Origin of the sequence: Halolamina sp. C58 (genome assembly GCF_051195095.1) — an archaeon.
In the GTDB taxonomy this organism is placed as follows: Archaea; Halobacteriota; Halobacteria; order Halobacteriales; family Haloferacaceae; genus Halolamina.
Window position 1 is genome coordinate 636,505 of sequence record NZ_JBNTJY010000001.1, and the last position, 18,143, is coordinate 654,647.

The 18,143-nt window shown below is 68.5% G+C and carries 18 protein-coding genes; 7 read left to right on the forward strand and 11 right to left on the reverse strand.

Going from position 1 to position 18,143, the window contains the following annotated elements; all coding sequences use genetic code 11:
• Window positions 1–133 precede the first annotated feature (133 nt).
• On the forward strand, window positions 134–553 hold the full coding sequence (locus ACQUSM_RS03345; RefSeq protein ID WP_435115718.1) for a desampylase: 420 nt from the start codon (window positions 134–136) through the stop codon (window positions 551–553).
• Window positions 554–562: 9 nt separating this feature from the next.
• Here the strand turns inward: ACQUSM_RS03345 and ubaA are convergent, their stop codons facing one another.
• The 4 genes from ubaA to ACQUSM_RS03365 form a co-directional block, all read right to left on the reverse strand.
• Window positions 563–1,408 carry an SAMP-activating enzyme E1 gene (gene ubaA, locus ACQUSM_RS03350; protein WP_435115720.1) on the reverse strand — a complete coding sequence of 282 codons (846 nt, stop codon included), beginning with the start codon at window positions 1,406–1,408 and terminating at the stop codon, window positions 563–565.
• 269 nt (window positions 1,409–1,677) lie between these two features.
• Window positions 1,678–2,118, reverse strand: coding sequence for a DUF302 domain-containing protein (locus tag ACQUSM_RS03355; protein ID WP_435115722.1), 441 nt, complete (start codon window positions 2,116–2,118; stop codon window positions 1,678–1,680).
• A 49-nt stretch (window positions 2,119–2,167) separates the two neighbouring features.
• The gene (locus ACQUSM_RS03360) at window positions 2,168–2,521 is read right to left on the reverse strand and encodes a helix-turn-helix domain-containing protein (protein ID WP_435115724.1); all 354 of its coding nucleotides are present in this window, start codon (window positions 2,519–2,521) and stop codon (window positions 2,168–2,170) included.
• A gap of 106 nt (window positions 2,522–2,627) precedes the next feature.
• Window positions 2,628–3,194, reverse strand: a complete 567-nt coding sequence (locus tag ACQUSM_RS03365) for a plastocyanin/azurin family copper-binding protein (protein ID WP_435115726.1) — start codon at window positions 3,192–3,194, stop codon at window positions 2,628–2,630.
• 201 nt (window positions 3,195–3,395) lie between these two features.
• On the opposite strand from ACQUSM_RS03365, the gene ACQUSM_RS03370 reads away from it, so the two are divergent.
• From ACQUSM_RS03370 to ACQUSM_RS03390, 5 genes are all read left to right on the forward strand, one after another.
• On the forward strand, window positions 3,396–3,938 hold the full coding sequence (locus tag ACQUSM_RS03370) for a ribbon-helix-helix protein, CopG family (protein WP_053948012.1): 543 nt from the start codon (window positions 3,396–3,398) through the stop codon (window positions 3,936–3,938).
• A gap of 154 nt (window positions 3,939–4,092) precedes the next feature.
• Window positions 4,093–6,090: a hydantoinase/oxoprolinase family protein gene (locus tag ACQUSM_RS03375; RefSeq protein ID WP_435115729.1), complete on the forward strand. Its 1,998-nt coding sequence runs from the start codon at window positions 4,093–4,095 to the stop codon at window positions 6,088–6,090.
• Window positions 6,087–7,718, forward strand: coding sequence for a hydantoinase B/oxoprolinase family protein (locus tag ACQUSM_RS03380; RefSeq protein WP_435115731.1), 1,632 nt, complete (start codon window positions 6,087–6,089; stop codon window positions 7,716–7,718). The genes ACQUSM_RS03375 and ACQUSM_RS03380 overlap by 4 nt, the downstream gene beginning before the upstream one ends.
• Window positions 7,715–8,500, forward strand: a complete 786-nt coding sequence (locus ACQUSM_RS03385) for a creatininase family protein (protein WP_435115733.1) — start codon at window positions 7,715–7,717, stop codon at window positions 8,498–8,500. The genes ACQUSM_RS03380 and ACQUSM_RS03385 overlap by 4 nt, the downstream gene beginning before the upstream one ends.
• Window positions 8,497–10,440, forward strand: coding sequence for a CocE/NonD family hydrolase (locus ACQUSM_RS03390; protein ID WP_435115735.1), 1,944 nt, complete (start codon window positions 8,497–8,499; stop codon window positions 10,438–10,440). The genes ACQUSM_RS03385 and ACQUSM_RS03390 overlap by 4 nt, the downstream gene beginning before the upstream one ends.
• Before the next feature lie 151 nt (window positions 10,441–10,591).
• Here the strand turns inward: ACQUSM_RS03390 and ACQUSM_RS03395 are convergent, their stop codons facing one another.
• From ACQUSM_RS03395 to ACQUSM_RS03415, 5 genes are read right to left on the reverse strand one after another with little or no spacing between them, the layout of a single operon-like run.
• Window positions 10,592–11,644 carry an ABC transporter ATP-binding protein gene (locus ACQUSM_RS03395; RefSeq protein WP_435115737.1) on the reverse strand — a complete coding sequence of 351 codons (1,053 nt, stop codon included), beginning with the start codon at window positions 11,642–11,644 and terminating at the stop codon, window positions 10,592–10,594.
• The gene (locus ACQUSM_RS03400; RefSeq protein WP_435115739.1) at window positions 11,641–12,690 is read right to left on the reverse strand and encodes an ABC transporter ATP-binding protein; all 1,050 of its coding nucleotides are present in this window, start codon (window positions 12,688–12,690) and stop codon (window positions 11,641–11,643) included. The genes ACQUSM_RS03395 and ACQUSM_RS03400 overlap by 4 nt, the downstream gene beginning before the upstream one ends.
• The gene (locus ACQUSM_RS03405) at window positions 12,690–13,598 is read right to left on the reverse strand and encodes an ABC transporter permease (protein WP_435115741.1); all 909 of its coding nucleotides are present in this window, start codon (window positions 13,596–13,598) and stop codon (window positions 12,690–12,692) included. Before ACQUSM_RS03405 ends, ACQUSM_RS03400 begins: the two co-directional genes overlap by 1 nt.
• 37 nt (window positions 13,599–13,635) lie before the next feature.
• Window positions 13,636–14,622, reverse strand: coding sequence for an ABC transporter permease (locus ACQUSM_RS03410; protein WP_435115743.1), 987 nt, complete (start codon window positions 14,620–14,622; stop codon window positions 13,636–13,638).
• A gap of 23 nt (window positions 14,623–14,645) precedes the next feature.
• Window positions 14,646–16,328 (reverse strand): ABC transporter substrate-binding protein, encoded by a 1,683-nt coding sequence (locus ACQUSM_RS03415; protein WP_435115745.1) that lies wholly within the window; start codon window positions 16,326–16,328, stop codon window positions 14,646–14,648.
• Between the two features lie 361 nt (window positions 16,329–16,689).
• Here ACQUSM_RS03415 and ACQUSM_RS03420 point away from each other — a divergent pair, with 361 nt between their 5' ends.
• Entirely contained in the window at window positions 16,690–17,250 is a 561-nt protein-coding gene (locus ACQUSM_RS03420; protein WP_435115747.1) for a class I SAM-dependent methyltransferase, read from the forward strand.
• A gap of 2 nt (window positions 17,251–17,252) precedes the next feature.
• On the opposite strand, the gene ACQUSM_RS03425 is transcribed toward ACQUSM_RS03420, so the two are convergent.
• Both ACQUSM_RS03425 and ACQUSM_RS03430 read right to left on the reverse strand, forming a co-directional pair.
• Window positions 17,253–17,822 (reverse strand): DsrE/DsrF/DrsH-like family protein, encoded by a 570-nt coding sequence (locus ACQUSM_RS03425; RefSeq protein WP_435115749.1) that lies wholly within the window; start codon window positions 17,820–17,822, stop codon window positions 17,253–17,255.
• The gene (locus tag ACQUSM_RS03430; protein WP_435115751.1) at window positions 17,819–18,061 is read right to left on the reverse strand and encodes a sulfurtransferase TusA family protein; all 243 of its coding nucleotides are present in this window, start codon (window positions 18,059–18,061) and stop codon (window positions 17,819–17,821) included. The genes ACQUSM_RS03425 and ACQUSM_RS03430 overlap by 4 nt, the downstream gene beginning before the upstream one ends.
• Between the last annotated feature and the right edge of the window lie 82 nt (window positions 18,062–18,143).

The following is an 18,143-nucleotide window of genomic DNA, read 5'->3' on the forward strand; positions in this document are numbered from 1 at the left end:
TCGACAGCGACGGGAAAAAGCGGCGCGGCGGCGGCAATCACCGCCACGGTCGGGGACGCGGATTGGTGGGGACCGACCGCGACACGGTCGCCGGTGGCGTCGGGGTTTTCTCCCCGCCCGTGGAACCCCGTGTGTGATCGAGTTCGCACGCGAGGCGTACGACGATATCGTGTACGCCGGCTACGACGGCGCCCCGGAGGAGGTCTGTGGCGTCCTCGCGGGGGAGTACGGGGAGGAGGAGAGCACCGTCGTCGAGGCCTATCCGACGGAGAACGTCGCCGAGACGCCCGAAATTCGGTACTACATCGACCCGGAGGAGCAACTGGAGGTCATCGAGGAGATCGAGGACGCCGGGCTGGAGGTCGTCGGCTTCTACCACACCCACCCCGCCGGCCCCACGCAGCCCAGCGAAACCGACGCCGACCGCGCCGCGTGGCCGGGCTACTCCTACGCGATCTGTGCGTTCGACGGCTACCCGTACCTCGGTTCGTGGCGTTGGCAGGGCGAGGAAGACGGGTTCGAGCAGGAAGTGGTCCGCGTGGTCGACCGCTAGTTCGGCGGCTCAGTCCGCCGAAACTTCGGGCTCGTCCTCCTGCGAGATGGAACAGGAGGCGGTGTACTCCACCTCGTGGATGGAGTCGATGGGGTCGTCGCCACAGACCGGGCAGTCGTCTTTCTTCGTGATCTCGACCTTGTCGAACTCCATGTTCGCGGCGTCGTAGAACACCATCTCGCCGTCGAGGAGTTCGCCCTCGCCGAGCACGTACTTCACCGCTTCGGTGGCCTGGATGTTGCCGACGGTGCCCGGGAGCACGCCCAGCACGCCCGCGGTCGCGCAGTTGGGGACCATCCCCTCCGGCGGCGCCTCGGGGAACATGCAGCGGTAACACGGCGAGTCGTCGGCGTCGGTGAACGTCGTCACCTGCCCCTCGAACCGGAAGATCGAGCCGTGGGAAAAGGGGATCCCCGCGAGCGTACACGCGTCGTTGACGAGATAGCGCGTCTGGAAGTTGTCCGTCCCGTCGACGACGAAGTCGTAGCCGTCGATCAGCTCCTCGATGTTGTCCGGCGTCACGCGCAGGTCGTGTTTCCGGACGGTCACGTCGGGGTTGAGGTTCTCGACGAACTCGGCGGCGCTGTCGACCTTCTTCCGCCCCACGTCGTCGTTCCCGTGGATCACCTGCCGCTGGAGGTTCGACAGTTCGACCTCGTCGTCGTCGGCGATGCCGATCGTGCCGATCCCCGCCGCCGCGAGGTACTGGATGATCGGCGAGCCGAGGCCGCCCGCGCCGAGCACCAACACCTCGGCGTCGAGCAGGTCGCTCTGTCCCTCCGGCCCCACGTCGTCCATGATGATGTGCCGGGAGTAGCGGTCGAGCTGTGTCGAGTCCAGATCGAGATCGCTCATACCCGAGCTAGGTTTGAGACGGTCAAAAGGTCACGGGCGTGTGTCCAGTCTGCCGCTATCGCGGACGCGGCACGTGGGCTGTCGTTGTCGTCGAGGGCTTCCGCGAGCGAGCGCAGTGAGCGAGCGGGCCGACGAGCGACTGGAAGGAGTGGTTCGAAAGGCACGCAGTGCCTTTCGTCATCACGAGAGAGCTTCGCTCTCTCGAACGACGAGGAGGCTTTTGGTCGAGCTTTTGCAAGGGCCCTCCGGGGCCCGCAGCAAAAGGTCGGTTAGAGGTTCTCGAACGCCTCGTCGACGAGCTCGCCGGTGTCGGCGACGATGTCGGCCATCTCCTCGTCGTCGGGTGCCATCCCGATTAGCCGCGCAATACGCATGATCGAGACGTGGTAGACGCGCTGTTGCCCGGGTTCTTCCTCCCAGACGACGACGTTACACGGCATCAGCGCGCCGAGTTTGTTGTCGGTGGCGTCGAGCGCGCGGTCGGCCATCTCGGGGTTGCAGGCGCCCAGCACGTAGTAGGGGTCGCGGTCGGCGTCGACCTTCTCGTTGAGCATCTCCGAGGGGGAGAACTCCACCGGGATGCCGAACCCGGCGTCGGTGAACACGTCGCGCACGTGCTCGACCGCCTCCTCGTGGGCCATCTCGAGAGTCGCCTGTGCTTCGCCGATGTCGTCGGGGTCGATACGGTCGGGGTCGATCGGGAGCGCCATGTCTCACCGTCCGGCCCGCAGGACGAAATCCCTTCGGGCGATCGCCCACCTACCGCACGGCGTCCGCCAGCCGGTCGTCGGCGTCCCGTGCCGGCCGCTCGACCGTGACCGAGAACTCGTCGTCCTCGTCGACGGAGATCGTCACGTCGTCGAAGTCGCGCTCGTACTCCGTGGTCCGGCCCCCGCCAGGGGTGATCGTCTCGCGCTCCCGAACGAGGGAGGCGTCGGTGAGCAGTTCGAGCTTCCGGTACAGCGTGGATCGAGGGATCCCACAGGCGTCGGCGAGCTCTGCCGCCGGCGTCGGCTCGGCCGTCTCGCGGAGGATCGTCCGACAGTCCCCGTCGTCCAGCGCGTCGAGGATCGCGTCGAGTGAGGGCACGTCCTCGAGAGCGAAGCGAACCATCGTCAGAACTCGGTGACTGCGCCGGAAATGCTGCCCGGTTCCGGCACGGCACGGACGGCTCCTCGGCACGGTGCGAACGGCGAGAAACGCGGACTGCGACGGCGAGTCAGCCGGAGAACGCGTCGTAGCTCACCGACCCCTGATCGACGATCGTCCCGCTCTCGGGAACGTCGCCGTCCGGCGGCATGCTCCCCTCGGCGGGGCCGCCCGGCTCGCTGACGACGATCCGGCCGACCATGCCGAGGCTCTTGTGCGGGAGACAGAAGTAGTCGTACGTCCCGGTCGTCTCGAACGTGTGTTGGAACGTCGCGCCCTCCTCGCCGAGGATGCCGCTGTTGAACGCCGACGCCCCCTCCGGGATACGGGTGGTCGACGCCGCGTCGATCGACTCGTCGTACGCCGTCGCGGAGTGGCTCCCGCTGACGTTCTCGAACGTGACGGTCGTGCCCGACTCGACGAACAGCCCGATCGGGTCGAAGTAGTACCCCCCGCTGTCGCCGGTGATCATCTCGACGGTCGTGCCGCCGCCGCCCGAGCCACCCTCAGTGGGTGTCTCCGTCCCGTCGTCCGCGGGAGTGTCTGTCTCGTCCGACGGCGCGCCACAGCCGGCGAGTCCGGTCAGTCCTGCAGTCGCCGCGAACCCGGCAGCCTTCAGCACTTTTCGGCGATCCATACCCCGGTTTGGTGCCGGACCCAAAGGCCACTTCCGCGGAATCCCGAACGGTGGGAAACCGCGCGCGATTGACCTCCCTCCCGGTGGTAGTAGAGAGGGTCGCTCCCCCGCCAGCCACGACCCGTGCGGTCGTCGGTGCGGCGTTCGGTCCGTCGACGGCCCACCAGCGCGTATTTCCCCCGGCGCGCGTTACGGTCCCGTATGGCTGGAGACAGACTCACCGTCTCCCTCGACGAGCAGTCGCGGGAGGCCCTAGACGAGCTCGTCGAACTGACCGGGGAGGGTCAGAGCGAGACGGTCCGGCGCGCGATCATCTTCTACGCGGCGAACTTTCAGGTGGCGAACTCCGAGACCGACGTGGATCTGGAACAGTACCATCGGATGCTCTCCGGCGGCGAACACGTCCTCCTCGACATCGACTTCCTGCACGGGCTGCTCGACAACGTCGAACTGGAGAACGGCGAGCCCAGCCCGGAGTTCCAGGAGGTGATCGACCGCGTCGCCGAGTTCCACGCCGACGAGTACCACACCCGCTTCAACAGCCTCGCGGACATCCTCGACTGGCTCTCGTTCTGCGGCTTCCTCACCGCCCGGAAGGCCGACGACGGCACGTACCACGTCGTGTTCCCGACCGAGAAGGTGAAGTGGTTCATGACCCGCTTCATCCAGCGCAGCACCGAGAAGCTCGACTTCGAGGTCGAGGTGTCGGAAGGTGTCTCAAAAGTCCTTATCTCCGAGGTGTAAGTTCACACGGCTGCATACGCCGTACGTGGACCTCTTAATCACCCTTTTCCGGGTCGGATCATTGGTAGAGAGTATCAATGACGAACGGTACACGAGCCGACTGTCTGTCGCCGGTCGAGAGCGGACGACGCGATAGCCGGCGGGAGGCAGGATCGTGACGGCGGCTGTCGGCGTCGACGTCGGGGGGACGTTCACCGACGTGGTGCTCGTCGCGGACGGCACGCTCACGACGACGAAAGTCCCGTCGACGGCGGACCAGAGCGAGGGCGTCGTCCGGGGGATCGAGCAGGCCTGCGAGCAGGCGGGAATCGACCCGTCGGAGATCACCGAGTTCTCACACGCGATGACGGTGTCGACCAACGCGCTCCTCGAAGGGAACGGGGCCGAGACCGCACTCGTGACGACCGAGGGGTTCCGGGACGTGCTCGAGATCGGCCGGCAGACCCGGCCGGACCTGTACGACCTCGACGCGGAGAAACCGACGCCGCTGGTGCAGCGCCGGAACCGGTTCGAGCTCCCCGAGCGGACGACGACCGAGGGCGTCCGCACGACGCCCGATCCCGAGGCGATCGACGAGCTGATCGACCGCCTCCGGGACCGCGATATCGAGAGCGTCGTCGTCTCGTTCCTCCACGCCTACGTCGACCCGAGCAACGAGCAGGCGGTCGCCGAGCGACTCCGTGCGGCGCTGGACGTCTCGGTGTCGGCGTCCCACGAGGTGCTCAACGAGTTCCGGGAGTACGAGCGCACGTCGACGGCGGCTGTCGACGCCTACGTTACGCCGGCGATCGACTCCTACATCGGTCGGCTGGCGGAGCGCGCGGCCGACCTCGGCCTCCCCCAGCCCCGCATCATGCAGTCAAACGGCGGGATCGCCGAGGCGAGCGAGATCCGCAGCCACGCCGTCCAGACGGTGCTCTCCGGCCCCGCAGCGGGCGTCGTCGGCGCCAGCAGCACCGCGTCGACGGGCGCGGAGCACGGGTTCGAGGGGTTCGTCACGTTCGACATGGGCGGCACGTCGAGCGACGTGAGCCTCGTCCGCGACGGGAGCGTCGAGCGGACCACCGACAACGAGATCGACGGCTACCCGATCCGCGTGCCGATGGTCGACGTGACGACCGTCGGCGCCGGCGGCGGGAGCATCGCGTGGGTCGACGCCGGCGGCGCGCTCCGTGTCGGCCCCCGATCCGCCGGCTCGGAGCCCGGCCCCGCCTGCTACGGCCGCGGCGGGACCGAGCCCACGGTGACCGACGCGAACCTCGTACTCGGCTACATCAGCGAGGAGACGCAGTTGGGCGGCGAGCTCGGGCTGGACGTGGACGCCGCCGTCGCCGCGCTCGAACGGCTGGCCGACGATGCCGGGCTGGGCTCGGCCCGTGAGGCCGCGGAGGGCGTGTTCCGCATCGCGAACGCCAACATGACGCGGGCGATCCGCTCGGTGACCGTCGAGCGGGGGCACGACCCCCGGGAGTTCGGCCTCGTCGCGTTCGGCGGCGCGGGCCCGATGCACGCCGCCGCGCTCGCGGGCGACCTCGACATCGGCACCGTCGTCGTCCCCCACGTCGGGGGGGTGCTGTCGGCGTACGGGCTGCTCGACGCCGACGAGACGTACGACGCCGTCCGCACCTACCAGACGCCGCTGTCGGAAACGACGGGGGACGAACTGGAGGCGGTGTACGACGGGCTCGTCGGCGAACTGCCCGTCGACGAGGCCGCCGCCGACGTGAGCGTCCGACGGTCCGCGGACCTCCGCTACCGCGGGCAGAGCTTCGAACTCGAAGTCGACGCCGGCTCCCCGGTCGACACCGACGCGCTCCGGACCGCGTTCGAGACGAGCCACGAACGCGTGTACGGCTACGCGGCCGAGGAGCCCGTCGAGGTGGTGAACCTCCGGGTCGCCGCGGCGGTCCCGCGGAGCGTCCCCGAGACGGCGCTGCCCGAGGACACGTTCGAGAAGCTCGGCGAGCACACCGCCGTGTTCGGCGGCGAGGAGTACACGACGCCAGTGTACCGCCGGCCGACGACGCCGGGCACCACCCTCGCCGGGCCGGCCGTGCTCGAACAGGACGAGAGCACGACCGTCGTGCCGCCGGCGTGGGAAGCGACCGTCAGGGAGAACGGCTCGCTCGTGCTCACGGAGGTGCAGCGATGAGCGGCGCCGAGCCCCGGACCGAGGAGATCGACTCGGTCTCGCTGGAGGTGTTCCGGAACGAACTGGAGAGCGTCGCCGAGGAGATGGGGCAGGTGCTGATCCGTAGCGCCTACTCGCCCAACATCAAGGAGCGGCAGGACTGCTCGACCGCGCTGTTCGACGCCGGCGGCCGGATGGTCGCGCAGGCCGAACATATCCCGGTCCACCTCGGCGCGATGCCCGACGCCGTCGCCGCCGTGACGGCGGCCGACCCCGAGCCGGGCGACGCGTACATCCTGAACGACCCCTTCGAGGGCGGCACCCACCTGCCCGACGTGACGATCGTCTCGACGATCGCGCCGGCGGGCGAGATCGTCGGCTACGCCGTCACCAGAGCCCACCACGCCGACGTGGGCGGAATGACCCCCGGGAGCATGCCCGCGGGGGCAACGGACATCTATCAGGAGGGGATGCGCCTGCCCGGCGTGGCGCTGCGCTCGGGCGGCGAGCTGAACGAGGACCTGATGGCGGTGATCCTCGCGAACGTGCGCAACCGGACCGAGCGCCGGGCCGACCTGCGCGCCCAGCTCGCGGCTCACGACCGCGCCGAGGACCGCCTCGCGGAGCTGATCGAGGAGCACGGTCGCGGCCGGGTCGAGCGCGCGTTCGACGCCATCGTCGACTACTCCCGTGCCCGGATGAGCGACGAGCTCGCGGCGTTCCCCGACGGCACTTACGACGCGAGTGACGTGCTGGAGGGCGACGGTGTGACCGACGCGGACATCCCGATCGAGGTGTCGATCACCGTCGACGGGGCGACCGTCGACGTGGACTTCGCGGGTAGCGCCGAGCAGTGTGCAGGCAACATGAACGCGCCGCTGTCGGTCGCCAAGAGCGCGGTGTACTTCGTCGTCCGGAGCATCACCGACCCCGAGATCCCGCCGAACCACGGGAGCTACGCCGACATCGACGTGGTCGCGCCAGAGGGGACCGTCGTGAACCCGAACCCGCCGGCGGCGGTCGTCGGCGGCAACGTCGAGACGAGCCAGCGGCTCACCGACGTGGTGTTCGCTGCGTTCGCCGAGGCCGTGCCCGAGCGCGTGCCGGCGGGCTCGCAGGGGACGATGAACAACCTCATCATCGGCAACCGGGACCGCGACGGGTTCACCTACTACGAGACGATCGCCGGCGGGTTCGGCGCCCGCCCGGACAAGGACGGGATGGACGGCGTACAGGTCGGCATGACCAACACGCTGAACACGCCGATCGAGGCGCTGGAGGCGGAGTACCCCTTCACCGTCGAGGAGTACTCGTTCCGCGAGGGCAGCGGCGGCGACGGCGAGCACCGCGGCGGGCTCGGCCTGACGCGCTCGTTGACCGTCGAGACCGACGCCGTCGTCTCGCTGCTGACCGAGCGCCGGCGCCACCGGCCGCAGGGCGCGGCGGGCGGCGAGCCGGGCGCGCTGGGCGAGAACCTCGTCGACGGCGAGCCGCTGGCCGCGAAGACCACCCGGGAGATCGAGGCGGGCACGACCGTCACGGTCCGGACTCCCGGCGGCGGCGGGTACGGCGACCCGGACGATCGGGCCGAGAGCGACCGCGAGGCCGACCGACTGGACGGGAAAGTGACGGAGGACGAGGAGCGATGACCGACGCACACAGACTGGAAGAACTCCCCTGGCCGGCAGTCGAACAGTACCTGACCGAGCGAGAGTCGCCGACGGTGATCGTCCCGATCGGTTCGACCGAGCAGCACGGGCCGCATCTCCCGCTGGCGGTCGACGCCTTCCAAGCGCGGGACCTCGCCGAGGAGATCGCCGTCGCCGCGGACGTGCTGACGGCGCCATTGATCCCCTACGGCGACGCGAACCACCACCTCGGCTTCCCGGGGACGATCTCGCTGTCGACGGAGACGGTCGTGTCGGTGCTCACGGACGTGTACGACAGCCTCGCGGGCCACGGCTTCGCGAACGTGATCACCGTCAACGGCCACCGGATCGCGAACCTCCCGGCGATCGAGACGGCGATGCAGCGGAGTGCGGCCGAGCACCCCGACACGTCGTTCGCCGCGATCGATCCGCTGCGGCTCGGGATCTCGGTCCACGAACGGCTCCGGGACGGCGATCCCGAAGACGGGATGCACGGCGGCGAGTTCGAAACCTCGTTCATGCTCGCGCGCTACCCCGAACTGGTCGACGAGGACGCCATCGAGAAGGAGACCGCCGACCCCGGCCCGTACGGCACGCTGAACCTCGTCGGCAACGAGGACCGCGTGCTCACGCCGAGTACGGCCCACTCTCCCGAGGACGGCGATCTCGGCCACGTCGGCGATCCGACGCTCGCGAGCGCCGGGAAGGGCGACGCGCTCTGGGCCGAGTTGGTCGCCGATGCCGCCGACTACATCGAGGCCATCGAAGGGGGCGACGCGTGAGCGACGCGACGGTCCACGACGACGTGGCGATCACGCTGGCGGACGGCACGGTCCGTGCGACGCGTCACGAGCCCGCCGCCGACGGCCCGCAGCCGGTCGTGCTCGTCTACACGCCGTACCACAAGGACGACCTCTCGGACACGCGCTCGGACCCGATGGTCGAGTACCTCGTCGACGCGGGCTACGAGGTCGTCGTCGCCGACGCCGTCGGCACGGGCGCCTCCGACGGGCTGGTCGAGCAGCCGTTCACCGCCGACGAGGGGCGCCACGGCGCCGCCGTCGTCGAGTGGCTGGCCGAGCGGGCGTGGTCGAACGGCCGCGTCGGGATCGTCGGGAAGTCCTACCCCGGGACGACGGCGCTGGAGATCGCCGCCGAGGAGCCCGACGGGCTGGCGGCGATCGTCCCGATCCACGCGCCCGCCAAGATCTACGACGCCTACTTCGACGGCGGCGCGCTGGCGTTCCTGCGCACCTGCGGCCAGTGGGCGCCGAACTTCGAGTACCTCCCACTCCAGCCGCCGGTCGACCGCAGCGTGGACGGGTGGGCCGAGCGCTGGACCGACCGCCTCGACGCCCTCGACGACCGCGAGCCGTTCCTGTTCCAGTACCTCGACCATCTGGAGAAAGACGAGTACTGGGCCGCGAAGGACGTGCCCGTCGAGGAGATATCGGTGCCGACACTGGCGGTCGGCGGCTATCGCGACGCTTTCGGCGGCGGGACGCTCGACTACGCCGACCGCATCGACGCGCCGACGGAGGTGATCCTCGGGCCGTGGCGCCACGCGATGCCCGAACAGGGCGAGACCGCCCGGATCGACTTCCTCGGCGAGATGGAGTCGTGGTTCGACCACCACCTCCGCGACGAGGGTGATCGGGAATCCAGTCCGGCGATCCGCTACTGGACCGAGCGCCCCGACGGTGACGACCGCCTCGCCGGCGAGTGGCGTGCCCGCGAGGCGTGGCCGACGGCCGAGTCGGACGACGCTGTGGCGTTCGATCTCGGCCGGGACGGGCTCTCGACGGACGGCTCGTCGACGGACGCGACCGACCATTGGCAAGTCGACTACGGCGTCGGCCACGCCTCCATCGGCTTCGAGATCCCGGGCGGGACGGATCTGGACACCACGCCGGACGACGACCGCTCGCTCACCTACGGGACCGGACCGCTCGCGGACGCGTTCGAGCTGACGGGCAGCGGTGAGGTGCGGCTGGCGGTCGTCCCGGAGGGTTCGGCCCAGCTTCTCGCGGTCCGCGTCGTCGACGTGGCGCCGGACGGCACCGGGCGGCTCGTCACCCACGGCGTGACTCGCGCCGAACTCGACGGTGAGATCGACCCCTCGGGCGAGCCCGGGGCCGAGCCCGAGCCGCTGACGCCGGGAGAGTCCCACACGGTCGACGTGTCGCTCCGGCCGACCTCCCACGTGTTCGAGCCCGGGCACGAACTCCGCGTCGCAGTCAGCGGGGCGTTCTTCCCCTACGTGTCGCCGCCGGACGGCAGCGCCGGCTTCGAACTCCGGACCGCGGGCTCGCGGTGTCGCCTGCCCGGGCGGTTCCACGACGGCAGCCCGACGTTCGACGACGGCTGCGCGTTCGACCCGCCGCAGGACGCCTACGACGAGCCCGCGGCGCCGGACTGGGAGACGACCGTCTCACACACGGACGACACGGTGACGGTGTCGCTGTCGCAGTCCTACTCGAAGCCGTTGCCCGCGGCGACGTTCGACTACGAGACTGCGACCGAGGTCAGCGTCCAGCGCGACAGTCTCGAGACGGAGACGGTCGACCGTCGGACGACGACGACGCTCTCGTTCCCGACCGAGACGATCGAGTCCCGGGTCGGAAACTCGGTGACGCGGTCGTTCGCGACGATGCAGTACGCGGTGGACCGGGACGGCGAGCGTGTCTACCGCGAGCGCAAGCGGACCGCGGTCGATCGCTGAGCCATCGGCTGGCTGATTTTCTCTTCGATAGTGTTCGTCGCCGAGACACGGAGGTCTCGGCAGGAACCGCGCCGTGATGGCTACTACACGATTACGGCGGAGTGTTCTTGGCCGGCGCACGGAGGCGCCGGCAGGAACTGCGCCGTATCGGCTACTCCGACGGCGTCTGCTTCGGCTCCACCTCGTGGCACTCGGTCATCCGGACGGCGTCGTCCTCGGAGGGGACCTCGCGCCACTCCGGATCGACCTCCGTACAGTGCTCGGTCGCGATCGGACAGCGCGGGTGGAACCGACAGCCGCTGGGGAGGTCGACCGGCTCCGGCACCTCCGAACCGATCCCCGAACTCCCGAGCGGTTCCCGTGGGTCCGGCGAGGGGATGCTCTCGATCAGCGCCTTCGAGTAGGGGTGTTTCGGGTCGTCGACGATCCCGTCGGCGGCGCCCATCTCGACGATCCGGCCGAGGTACATCACGCCGATGCGGTCGCTGAGGTAGCGCGCCGCGCCGATGTCGTGCGTGATGATGAAGAAGGAGATGTTGCGCTCCTCGCGGAGTTCGTCGATCAGGTCGAGCACGCGCGCCCGGACGCTCGCGTCGAGCATGCTCGAGGGCTCGTCGGCCACGATGAACTCCGGATCGAGCACCAGCGCCCGCGCGAACAGCACGCGCTGGAGCTGGCCGCCGCTGAGCTCCTCGGGGTAGCGGTCGAGGAAGTCCGTCGCGGGCAGGAGGTTCACGTCCTCCAGCGCGCGGTGGATGCGATCGTGCTGCTCCTCGTCGTCGGTGATCCCGTGGATCTCCATCGGCTGGCGCAACAGCCCGCGGACCGTCCGCTTGGGGTTGAGCGCCTCGAACGGGTCCTGATAGACGATCTGGACGTGCTGGCGCATCTCCTGCATCTCGCTGTCCGACAGCGACGCGAGATCGGTCCCCTTGAACCGGATCTCGCCGGCCGTTGGCTCGATCACCCGGAGCAGGGTCTTTCCGAGCGTGGTCTTCCCGCAGCCGGACTCGCCGACGACGGAGAAGATCTCCCCCTCGTCGATCGAGAGGCTCACGCCGTCGACGGCGCGGACTCGCTCCTCCTCGGCGAAGAACGATTCGAGCCAGCCCGTGCTCTTCACGTAGTGTTTCTCGAGGTTCCGGATCTCGAGAATCGGTTCCTCGCCCGTCTCCGTCGGGGCCGCGGTCGACTCCGAACTCATAGCTCGGACACCTCCTCGTGGTGGAAGCAGGCGGTTTCGTGTGTCTCGCCCACCGACTCCAGCGGCGGCTCCCCGTCGCGACACTCCTGCGTCGCGAGCGGACACCGCGCCGCGAAGCGACAGCCGCTCGGCGGGTCCCGGAGATCCGGCGGTGTCCCCTCGATCGTCTCGACCTGCTCGGGCGGCCGTCGCGGGTCGATGAGGCTCCGGAGCAGCAGGGCGGAGTAGGGGTGTTTCGGGGCGTCGTACAGCGTCTCGGCCCGTGCGCTCTCGACGATCTTCCCGCCGTACATCACGCCGATGCGGTCCGAGAGCTTCATGATCGCCGCGAGGTTGTGCGAGATGACGAGCATCCCGAAGTTGAGGTCGTCCTGCAGCTGCTGGAGCATGTTGAGCACTTCCGCCTGCACGATCACGTCGAGCGCGGTCGTCGGCTCGTCGGCGATCAGCAGGTCCGGCTCGCAGGCGATGGCCATCGCGATGGCGGCGCGCTGTTTCATCCCGCCGGAGAGCTCGTGGGGGTACTGCTCGGCCACGTCGGACTGGAGGTTCACCTTCTCCAGCAGCTCGCGGACCCGTCCCTCTCGTTCGCCCTCAGGGACGATGTCGTGGACCCGGAGCGGCTCCCGGATCTGTGCGCCGACGGTCTTGACGGGGTTGAACGCGTTCTGGGCGCCCTGATAGATCATCGAGATGTCGGCCCACTGCACGTCCTTCACCTCGGACTTGGGCAGCTGGCCGATCTCCCGGCCCTCGAAGCGGATCTCTCCCTCGACGATGTCGCCCTGTGGCGGGAGCGCCCGGATGAGGCTGAGCCCGAGCGTCGACTTCCCGCAGCCGGACTCGCCGACCAGCCCGTACGTCTCGCCGCGTTCGATCTCGAAGTCGACGCCGTCGACGGCCCGGACGGGCACGTCGGTCTCGTCCTCGCTGTAGTACGTCGAGAGGTTCCGGACCGACAGCAACGTCTCCGCGGCGTCGGTCGCTCGCGTCTGGGTCTGCGTACTCATGTCCTGTGTGCGTGATCGGTCGGTCTGTCGGTCCATCAGTCGTCACCCCACGTCCGCCGCTGGAGGCGGGGGTTGAGCACCTCGTCGAGCGCGCTGCCGACGAGGATGAAGCTGAACGCCGCGAGCACGATGCCGAACCCGGGGAGGATCATCCACCACCAGGCACCGCTGCTCAGGGCGGCCTGTTTCTGTGCGAAGTACAGCATCGTCCCCCACGAGATGCGGGCGGTGTCGCCCAGCCCGAGGAAGCCGACCGCGGCCTCCATCAGGATGGTGTACACCATCTGGAGGATGCCGTTCGCGAACACGACCGGGAGGATGTTCGGGAGCACCTCCTGTCGCATGATCCGGAAGTCGGACGCCCCGAGCGCCTCGGTCGACTCCACGAAGTCGTTCTCGCGGACGCTCAGCGTCTTGGCCTTGATCGTCCGGGCCGGGATCGGCCACGAGAGCAGCGACAGGATCAGGATGATGTTCCAGACGCTGCTGCCCGCGTAGGCCGCGAACACGACGACCAGCACGAACGGCGGGAACACGAGGCTCATGTCGATCGCCGTCGTGATCCACCGGCCGATCCGGCCGCGGTAGTAGCCCGCCGGGACGCCGATCAGCGTCGCCGCCAGCGTCGCGACGACGCCGCTGACGACGCCGACCAGCAGCGAGATCCGGCCGCCGTAGAGGAACCGGGAGAGCACGTCCCGGCCCAGGTCGTCGGTGCCGAACAGGTGTTCGGCGGAGGGCGGTGCGAGCGCCGTCCCGACGCCGTAGGCCTCCGGATCGTACGGCGCGATCAGCGGGGCCGCGACGCTGATGAACACGATCGTCCCGAGCAGGATCGTCCCCAGCAGTCCTTTGCGGTTGGTCAGGAACGCCCGCAGGAACCGCCGGAAGCGGTCGAAGCGTCTGCTCGAACTGCCGCCGGTCGTCTCCTCAGTCGTGCTCATCGGTCCACCTCCATCGGCAGAGTGTTCTGTTGCCCCATCATTCGCTGCCTCCGATCCGTGGATCGATGATCGTGTAGAGGATCTCCGCGAGGAACATCGACCCGAGCACCATGACGGCGAGGAAGAAGAACGTCGCCTGGATGACCGGGTAGTCCCGCGCCAACACCGCTTCGAACATCAGCTGTCCCATCCCGGGGTAGCTGAACACGGTTTCCACCAGCACCGCGCCGCCGGCGAGGCGCCCGATCTGGAATCCGAGTTGGGTCAGCACGGGCGGGAACGCCGGCGGGACGGCGTGGCCGAACAGTACCTGCCGTTCGGAGAGCCCCTTGCTCTCGGCGATCTTGATGTAGTTCTCCGGCAGGATGTCGAGCAGGCTCCCCCGCATCAGGAACGTGTAGCCCGCGAGGAAGTACGCCGACATCGTCACCACCGGCAGCACCGTGTGGTACGTCAGGTCGACGAAGTACGCGAAAAACGACGGGTGGTTCGCGCTGCCGGTCGCCCCCGAGATGGGGAAGATCGGGATGACGTAGCCGAACACGAACACGAGCAGTATCGCGAGCCAGAACGTCGGGATCGACCGGAAGAACAGCGAGGACTGCGTGATGAACAGGTCCTCGCGCTCCCCGAAGTTCCAGGCCGCGAACGCGCCGAGCGGGATGCCGATCACGACGCTGATGGTGACGCTCGCGCCCATCAGGTACAGCGTCCGCGGCAGCCGTTCGACGACCAGGTCCATGACTGGGGTCGGATATCGAGCGAACGAGACGCCGAAATCGCCAGTGAGGGTGTTCGCTAGGTAGAGCAGGAACTGCTCCCAGATGGGCCTGTTCAGCCCGAACTCTTGGAGCAACTGCTGACGGGCTGCCTCTGTGAAGCCGGGACCGACGAACCGCGTGGTCGGGTCGCCGGGCATCACCCGGGGAATCGCGAAGTTCACCGCGAGGATCGCGGCGAAGGCGGCGAGATAGTTCCGGACCCGCGTGGCGATGTACGCTTTCTTGGAAGACGTGTTTGCCATTCGTTAGAGAGTGGAGGGCGGCGCTACTTGGGGTCGAGCTGGACCATCGGGCCGGTCCCGGGTTCGAGCCCGTAGGGGCTCTGCATCCCGTAGCGGGGGATCGGGTTGAAGTTCTCCCACGCGCTGGAGCGCATGCCGTGGAGCAGCTGCGGGTAGTAGAGGACGACCCACGGCAGCTCCTCGGTCAGGATGTCCTGTGCGTCGTAGAGGTACTCCTGGCGCTGTTCCGGGTCGGTGGCGCGCCGCTGCTGGCGCATGAGCTCGTCGAACTCCTCGTTGTGGTACTGGCTGGTGTTGAGCGTCCCCTCCTCCTCGAACACCGGGGAGAGGAACGGGTCGGGGTCGAACCAGACGCGCCAGGTGTTGAGCGTGAGGTCGTAGTCCTGCTCGACGGAGACCTTCTGAGTGTGGGCGTTGGACTCCATCGAGTTGACCTCGACGCTGATGCCGACCTCGCCGAGCTGGCGGGAGAGCACCTCCGCGATGCGCGGCCAGTTCCCCGTGTTCTGGATCGAGAGGACGAGCTCGAGGGGGTCGCCGCCCGGCGTCACGCGGCCGTTCCCCTGCTGCTCGTACCCGTTCTCGGAGAGGATTGTTCGGGCCTGCTCCTGATCGTGGGCGTAGCTGTTCGTGTCCGAGTTGTGGTAGAACTCCAGTCCCGGGGGGACCGGCGAGTAGCCCGGCGTCGCGTAGCCGGCGTTGACCAGCTCCGCGACGGTGTCACGGTCGACCGCGTACGCCATCGCCTTCCGGAGCGCCGCGTCCGAGAGGGGGGATCGGTTGGTGTTGACCCCGATGTAGGTGACGTACGTCGAGCCGCCCTCGACCACTTCGAGGTTGTTCGCGCTCTCGATCTCGTTGACGTACTGCCCCGGCTGGAGGCGCAGCATGTCGCCGCTGCCCTCCTTCATCGTCAGCACCTGCGAGTCGGTCGAGGAGATGATCTCGATGCTCACGCTCTCGTAGTCCGGGATCTCGCCCCAGTACTCGTCGTCGACGGAGAAGTTGATGAACTGGTCCTGCTCGCGCTCCTCGAAGATGAACGGGCCGCTCCCGATCGGGTCCTCCGTGTTCGAGACCTCGGTGGGGTTGTCGTACTCCGACCAGATGTGCTTCGGGATGACCAGCCCGAGGTCGGCCAGCACCAGCGGCAGCGCCGCGTACGGCTGGGTCAGCGGCGTCGTCACCGTGTACTCGTCCTCGACGGTGATCTCGCTCGGCTCCGCGATGACGCTCGACAGCGAGCCGAGGTAGGGCCACTCGTACTCCTTGATCGACCGGAACGTGAACGCCACGTCCTCCGCGGTCAGGGGCTCGCCGTCGTGCCAGGTGATCCCCTCCTGAATCGTCCACGTGTACGTGGCGCCGTCGTCGGACGTCTCCCAGTCCGAGGCGACGTGGCCGATGGCCTGCCCCTCGGCGTCGACGCTCGTCAGCGGCTCGTACATCATCCGGGCGGCGTCGTAGTCCGGGATGGTGAGCCAGCCGAGCGGGTTGATGTTGTTCACGCCGCCGGGCCAGATGACCGAGAGCTCGTCGTCGCCCGAGCCGTTCCCGCCAGCGGGCGTTCCGTCGGTCGTTTCCGTGCCGTCGCCGCCCGGGCTGCCGGCACAGCCGGCCAGCATCGCCGCGGCGGTGCTCGCGCTCGTCGCCTGCAGGAAGCGACGGCGGTCGAGGCTGATCTCGTCGGTGATGTCGTCGTTCATTGTGTTACTGTTTCTCGGTTGTGGTCGCGGTCGTCGAACTGTGGGACTGCGTGAAATGGGTGGTACTCACTGTCACTCAGTACGAGAATGCATACCACGTCCGTTAAAGGTAGTTGTGAGCGCTGAATACCTCTGAGTACTCCGCTATCGGTTGTATGAATCGTTCATATTTGTCCGCGTCTCGCGGCGGCTGGATTCACGCGGTCGCGGCGGGAAGCCAACGGTCGGGCGGCGTTCCGACGGGGCTGGTCACTCTCGACGTGGTCTTGGCGACGCTCCGGGCGTGGCTCGTTCGGAACGCTCCCCGACCGTGCCGGCACCGTCGGTAATCCTTTAGCCGGTCCGGCCCCCGGATCCGACGATGGGGTTCCACACGTTCGACGCCGCGAAGGCCGCGAAGCTCGACGATCCGGCCGCGCGGTACCGGTACGTCTCGGCCGAGGAGCTCGTCTGGGCGGTCGGCGCCACGGGGACGGCGACGCTCGCCGACCTCGGGAGCGGGACGGGGTTCTACACCGACGACGTGGCGGCACACGCGGAGACGGTGTACGGCGTCGACGTTCAGGAAGCGATGCACGACCACTACCGGGAGAACGGTGTCCCCGAGAACGTCGAACTGGTCACCGCCGAGGTGGCGGCGCTCCCGTTCGACGACGGGGAACTCGACGGCGCGTTCTCGACGATGACGTTCCACGAGTTCGCCGACGACGACGCGATCACCGAGATCGCCCGGACCGTCGCGGCGGACGGCCGCGTCGCCGTCGCCGACTGGTCGGCCGACGGCGCGGGCGAAGCGGGGCCGCCGCTCGCGGAGCGGTTCGGGCTCGAAGAAGCGCAGGCGCGGTTCGAGGCCGGGGGCTTCGAGGTCGAGTTCGGTGCGAGCCGGTCGGAGACGTTCCTCCTCGTCGGCCGGGCGCCGTAGCGTCAGATCAGGAGTTGGATGTCCGATTCGGCCATGTCCTGGATCGCCGTCGCCGCGCCGACGCCGACAGTCACGCCGTCGTAGAACTCCGCCTCGTCGTAGCCCATCAGGTCCATCGTCATCTGACACGCCTGGAACTCCACGCCCATCTCCAGCGAGGTGTCGATCAGCTCCTCGATCGTCGCCGTGTCGTTCGCCTCGATCTTGTTCTCCATCATCCGGGTCGTCATGCGGTCCATCCCCGGCAGCGCCGCGATGGCGTTCGGCACGGGCATGTTGGGGTTGCCGACCGAGCTCAGTTTGAGCTCCGTCGAGCGCTCCTCGTGCAGGATCTCCAGCCCCCAGAACGTGTGGAACACGGTCACGTCGTAGCCGAACGCGGCCGCGGTGCTGGCGAGGATCAGCGGCGGGTACGCCATGTCGAGCGTCCCCTTTGTCGCGACGATGGACATCTTCTTCGTGTCGTCGCCCGTGGCCTCGGCCAGCGAGGCCTCAAGCTCCTCGACGCGTGCGGCCAACTCCGCACGCGAGGGCGCGCCAGTGTCGGCGTCGTCGGACGTGTCGGCGCTCATTCGCCCACCCGCACGTAGTGGGTGTACACCTCGTCGCCCTCCTCCTGATCGAGCAGTTCCACGCCGTCGGTGCTGCCGGCCCAGCCGCCGAGGTCACTCACGCTGCCGGGATCGGTCGCGAGCACCTCCAGCACGTCGCCGTCGGCGAGGTCGTCGACGGCCTGCTTGGTTTTGACGACGGGCATCGGGCAGTTCTCTCCTTTCACGTCGAGCGTCTCCGCGATATCGTACTCGGTCATGGTTTTGACTTCACCGCCCAATACTGACTTCGGTGGTAAAAGCGCATCGGTAGCTGTTCGTGTATCGTGCACTACTACTTTC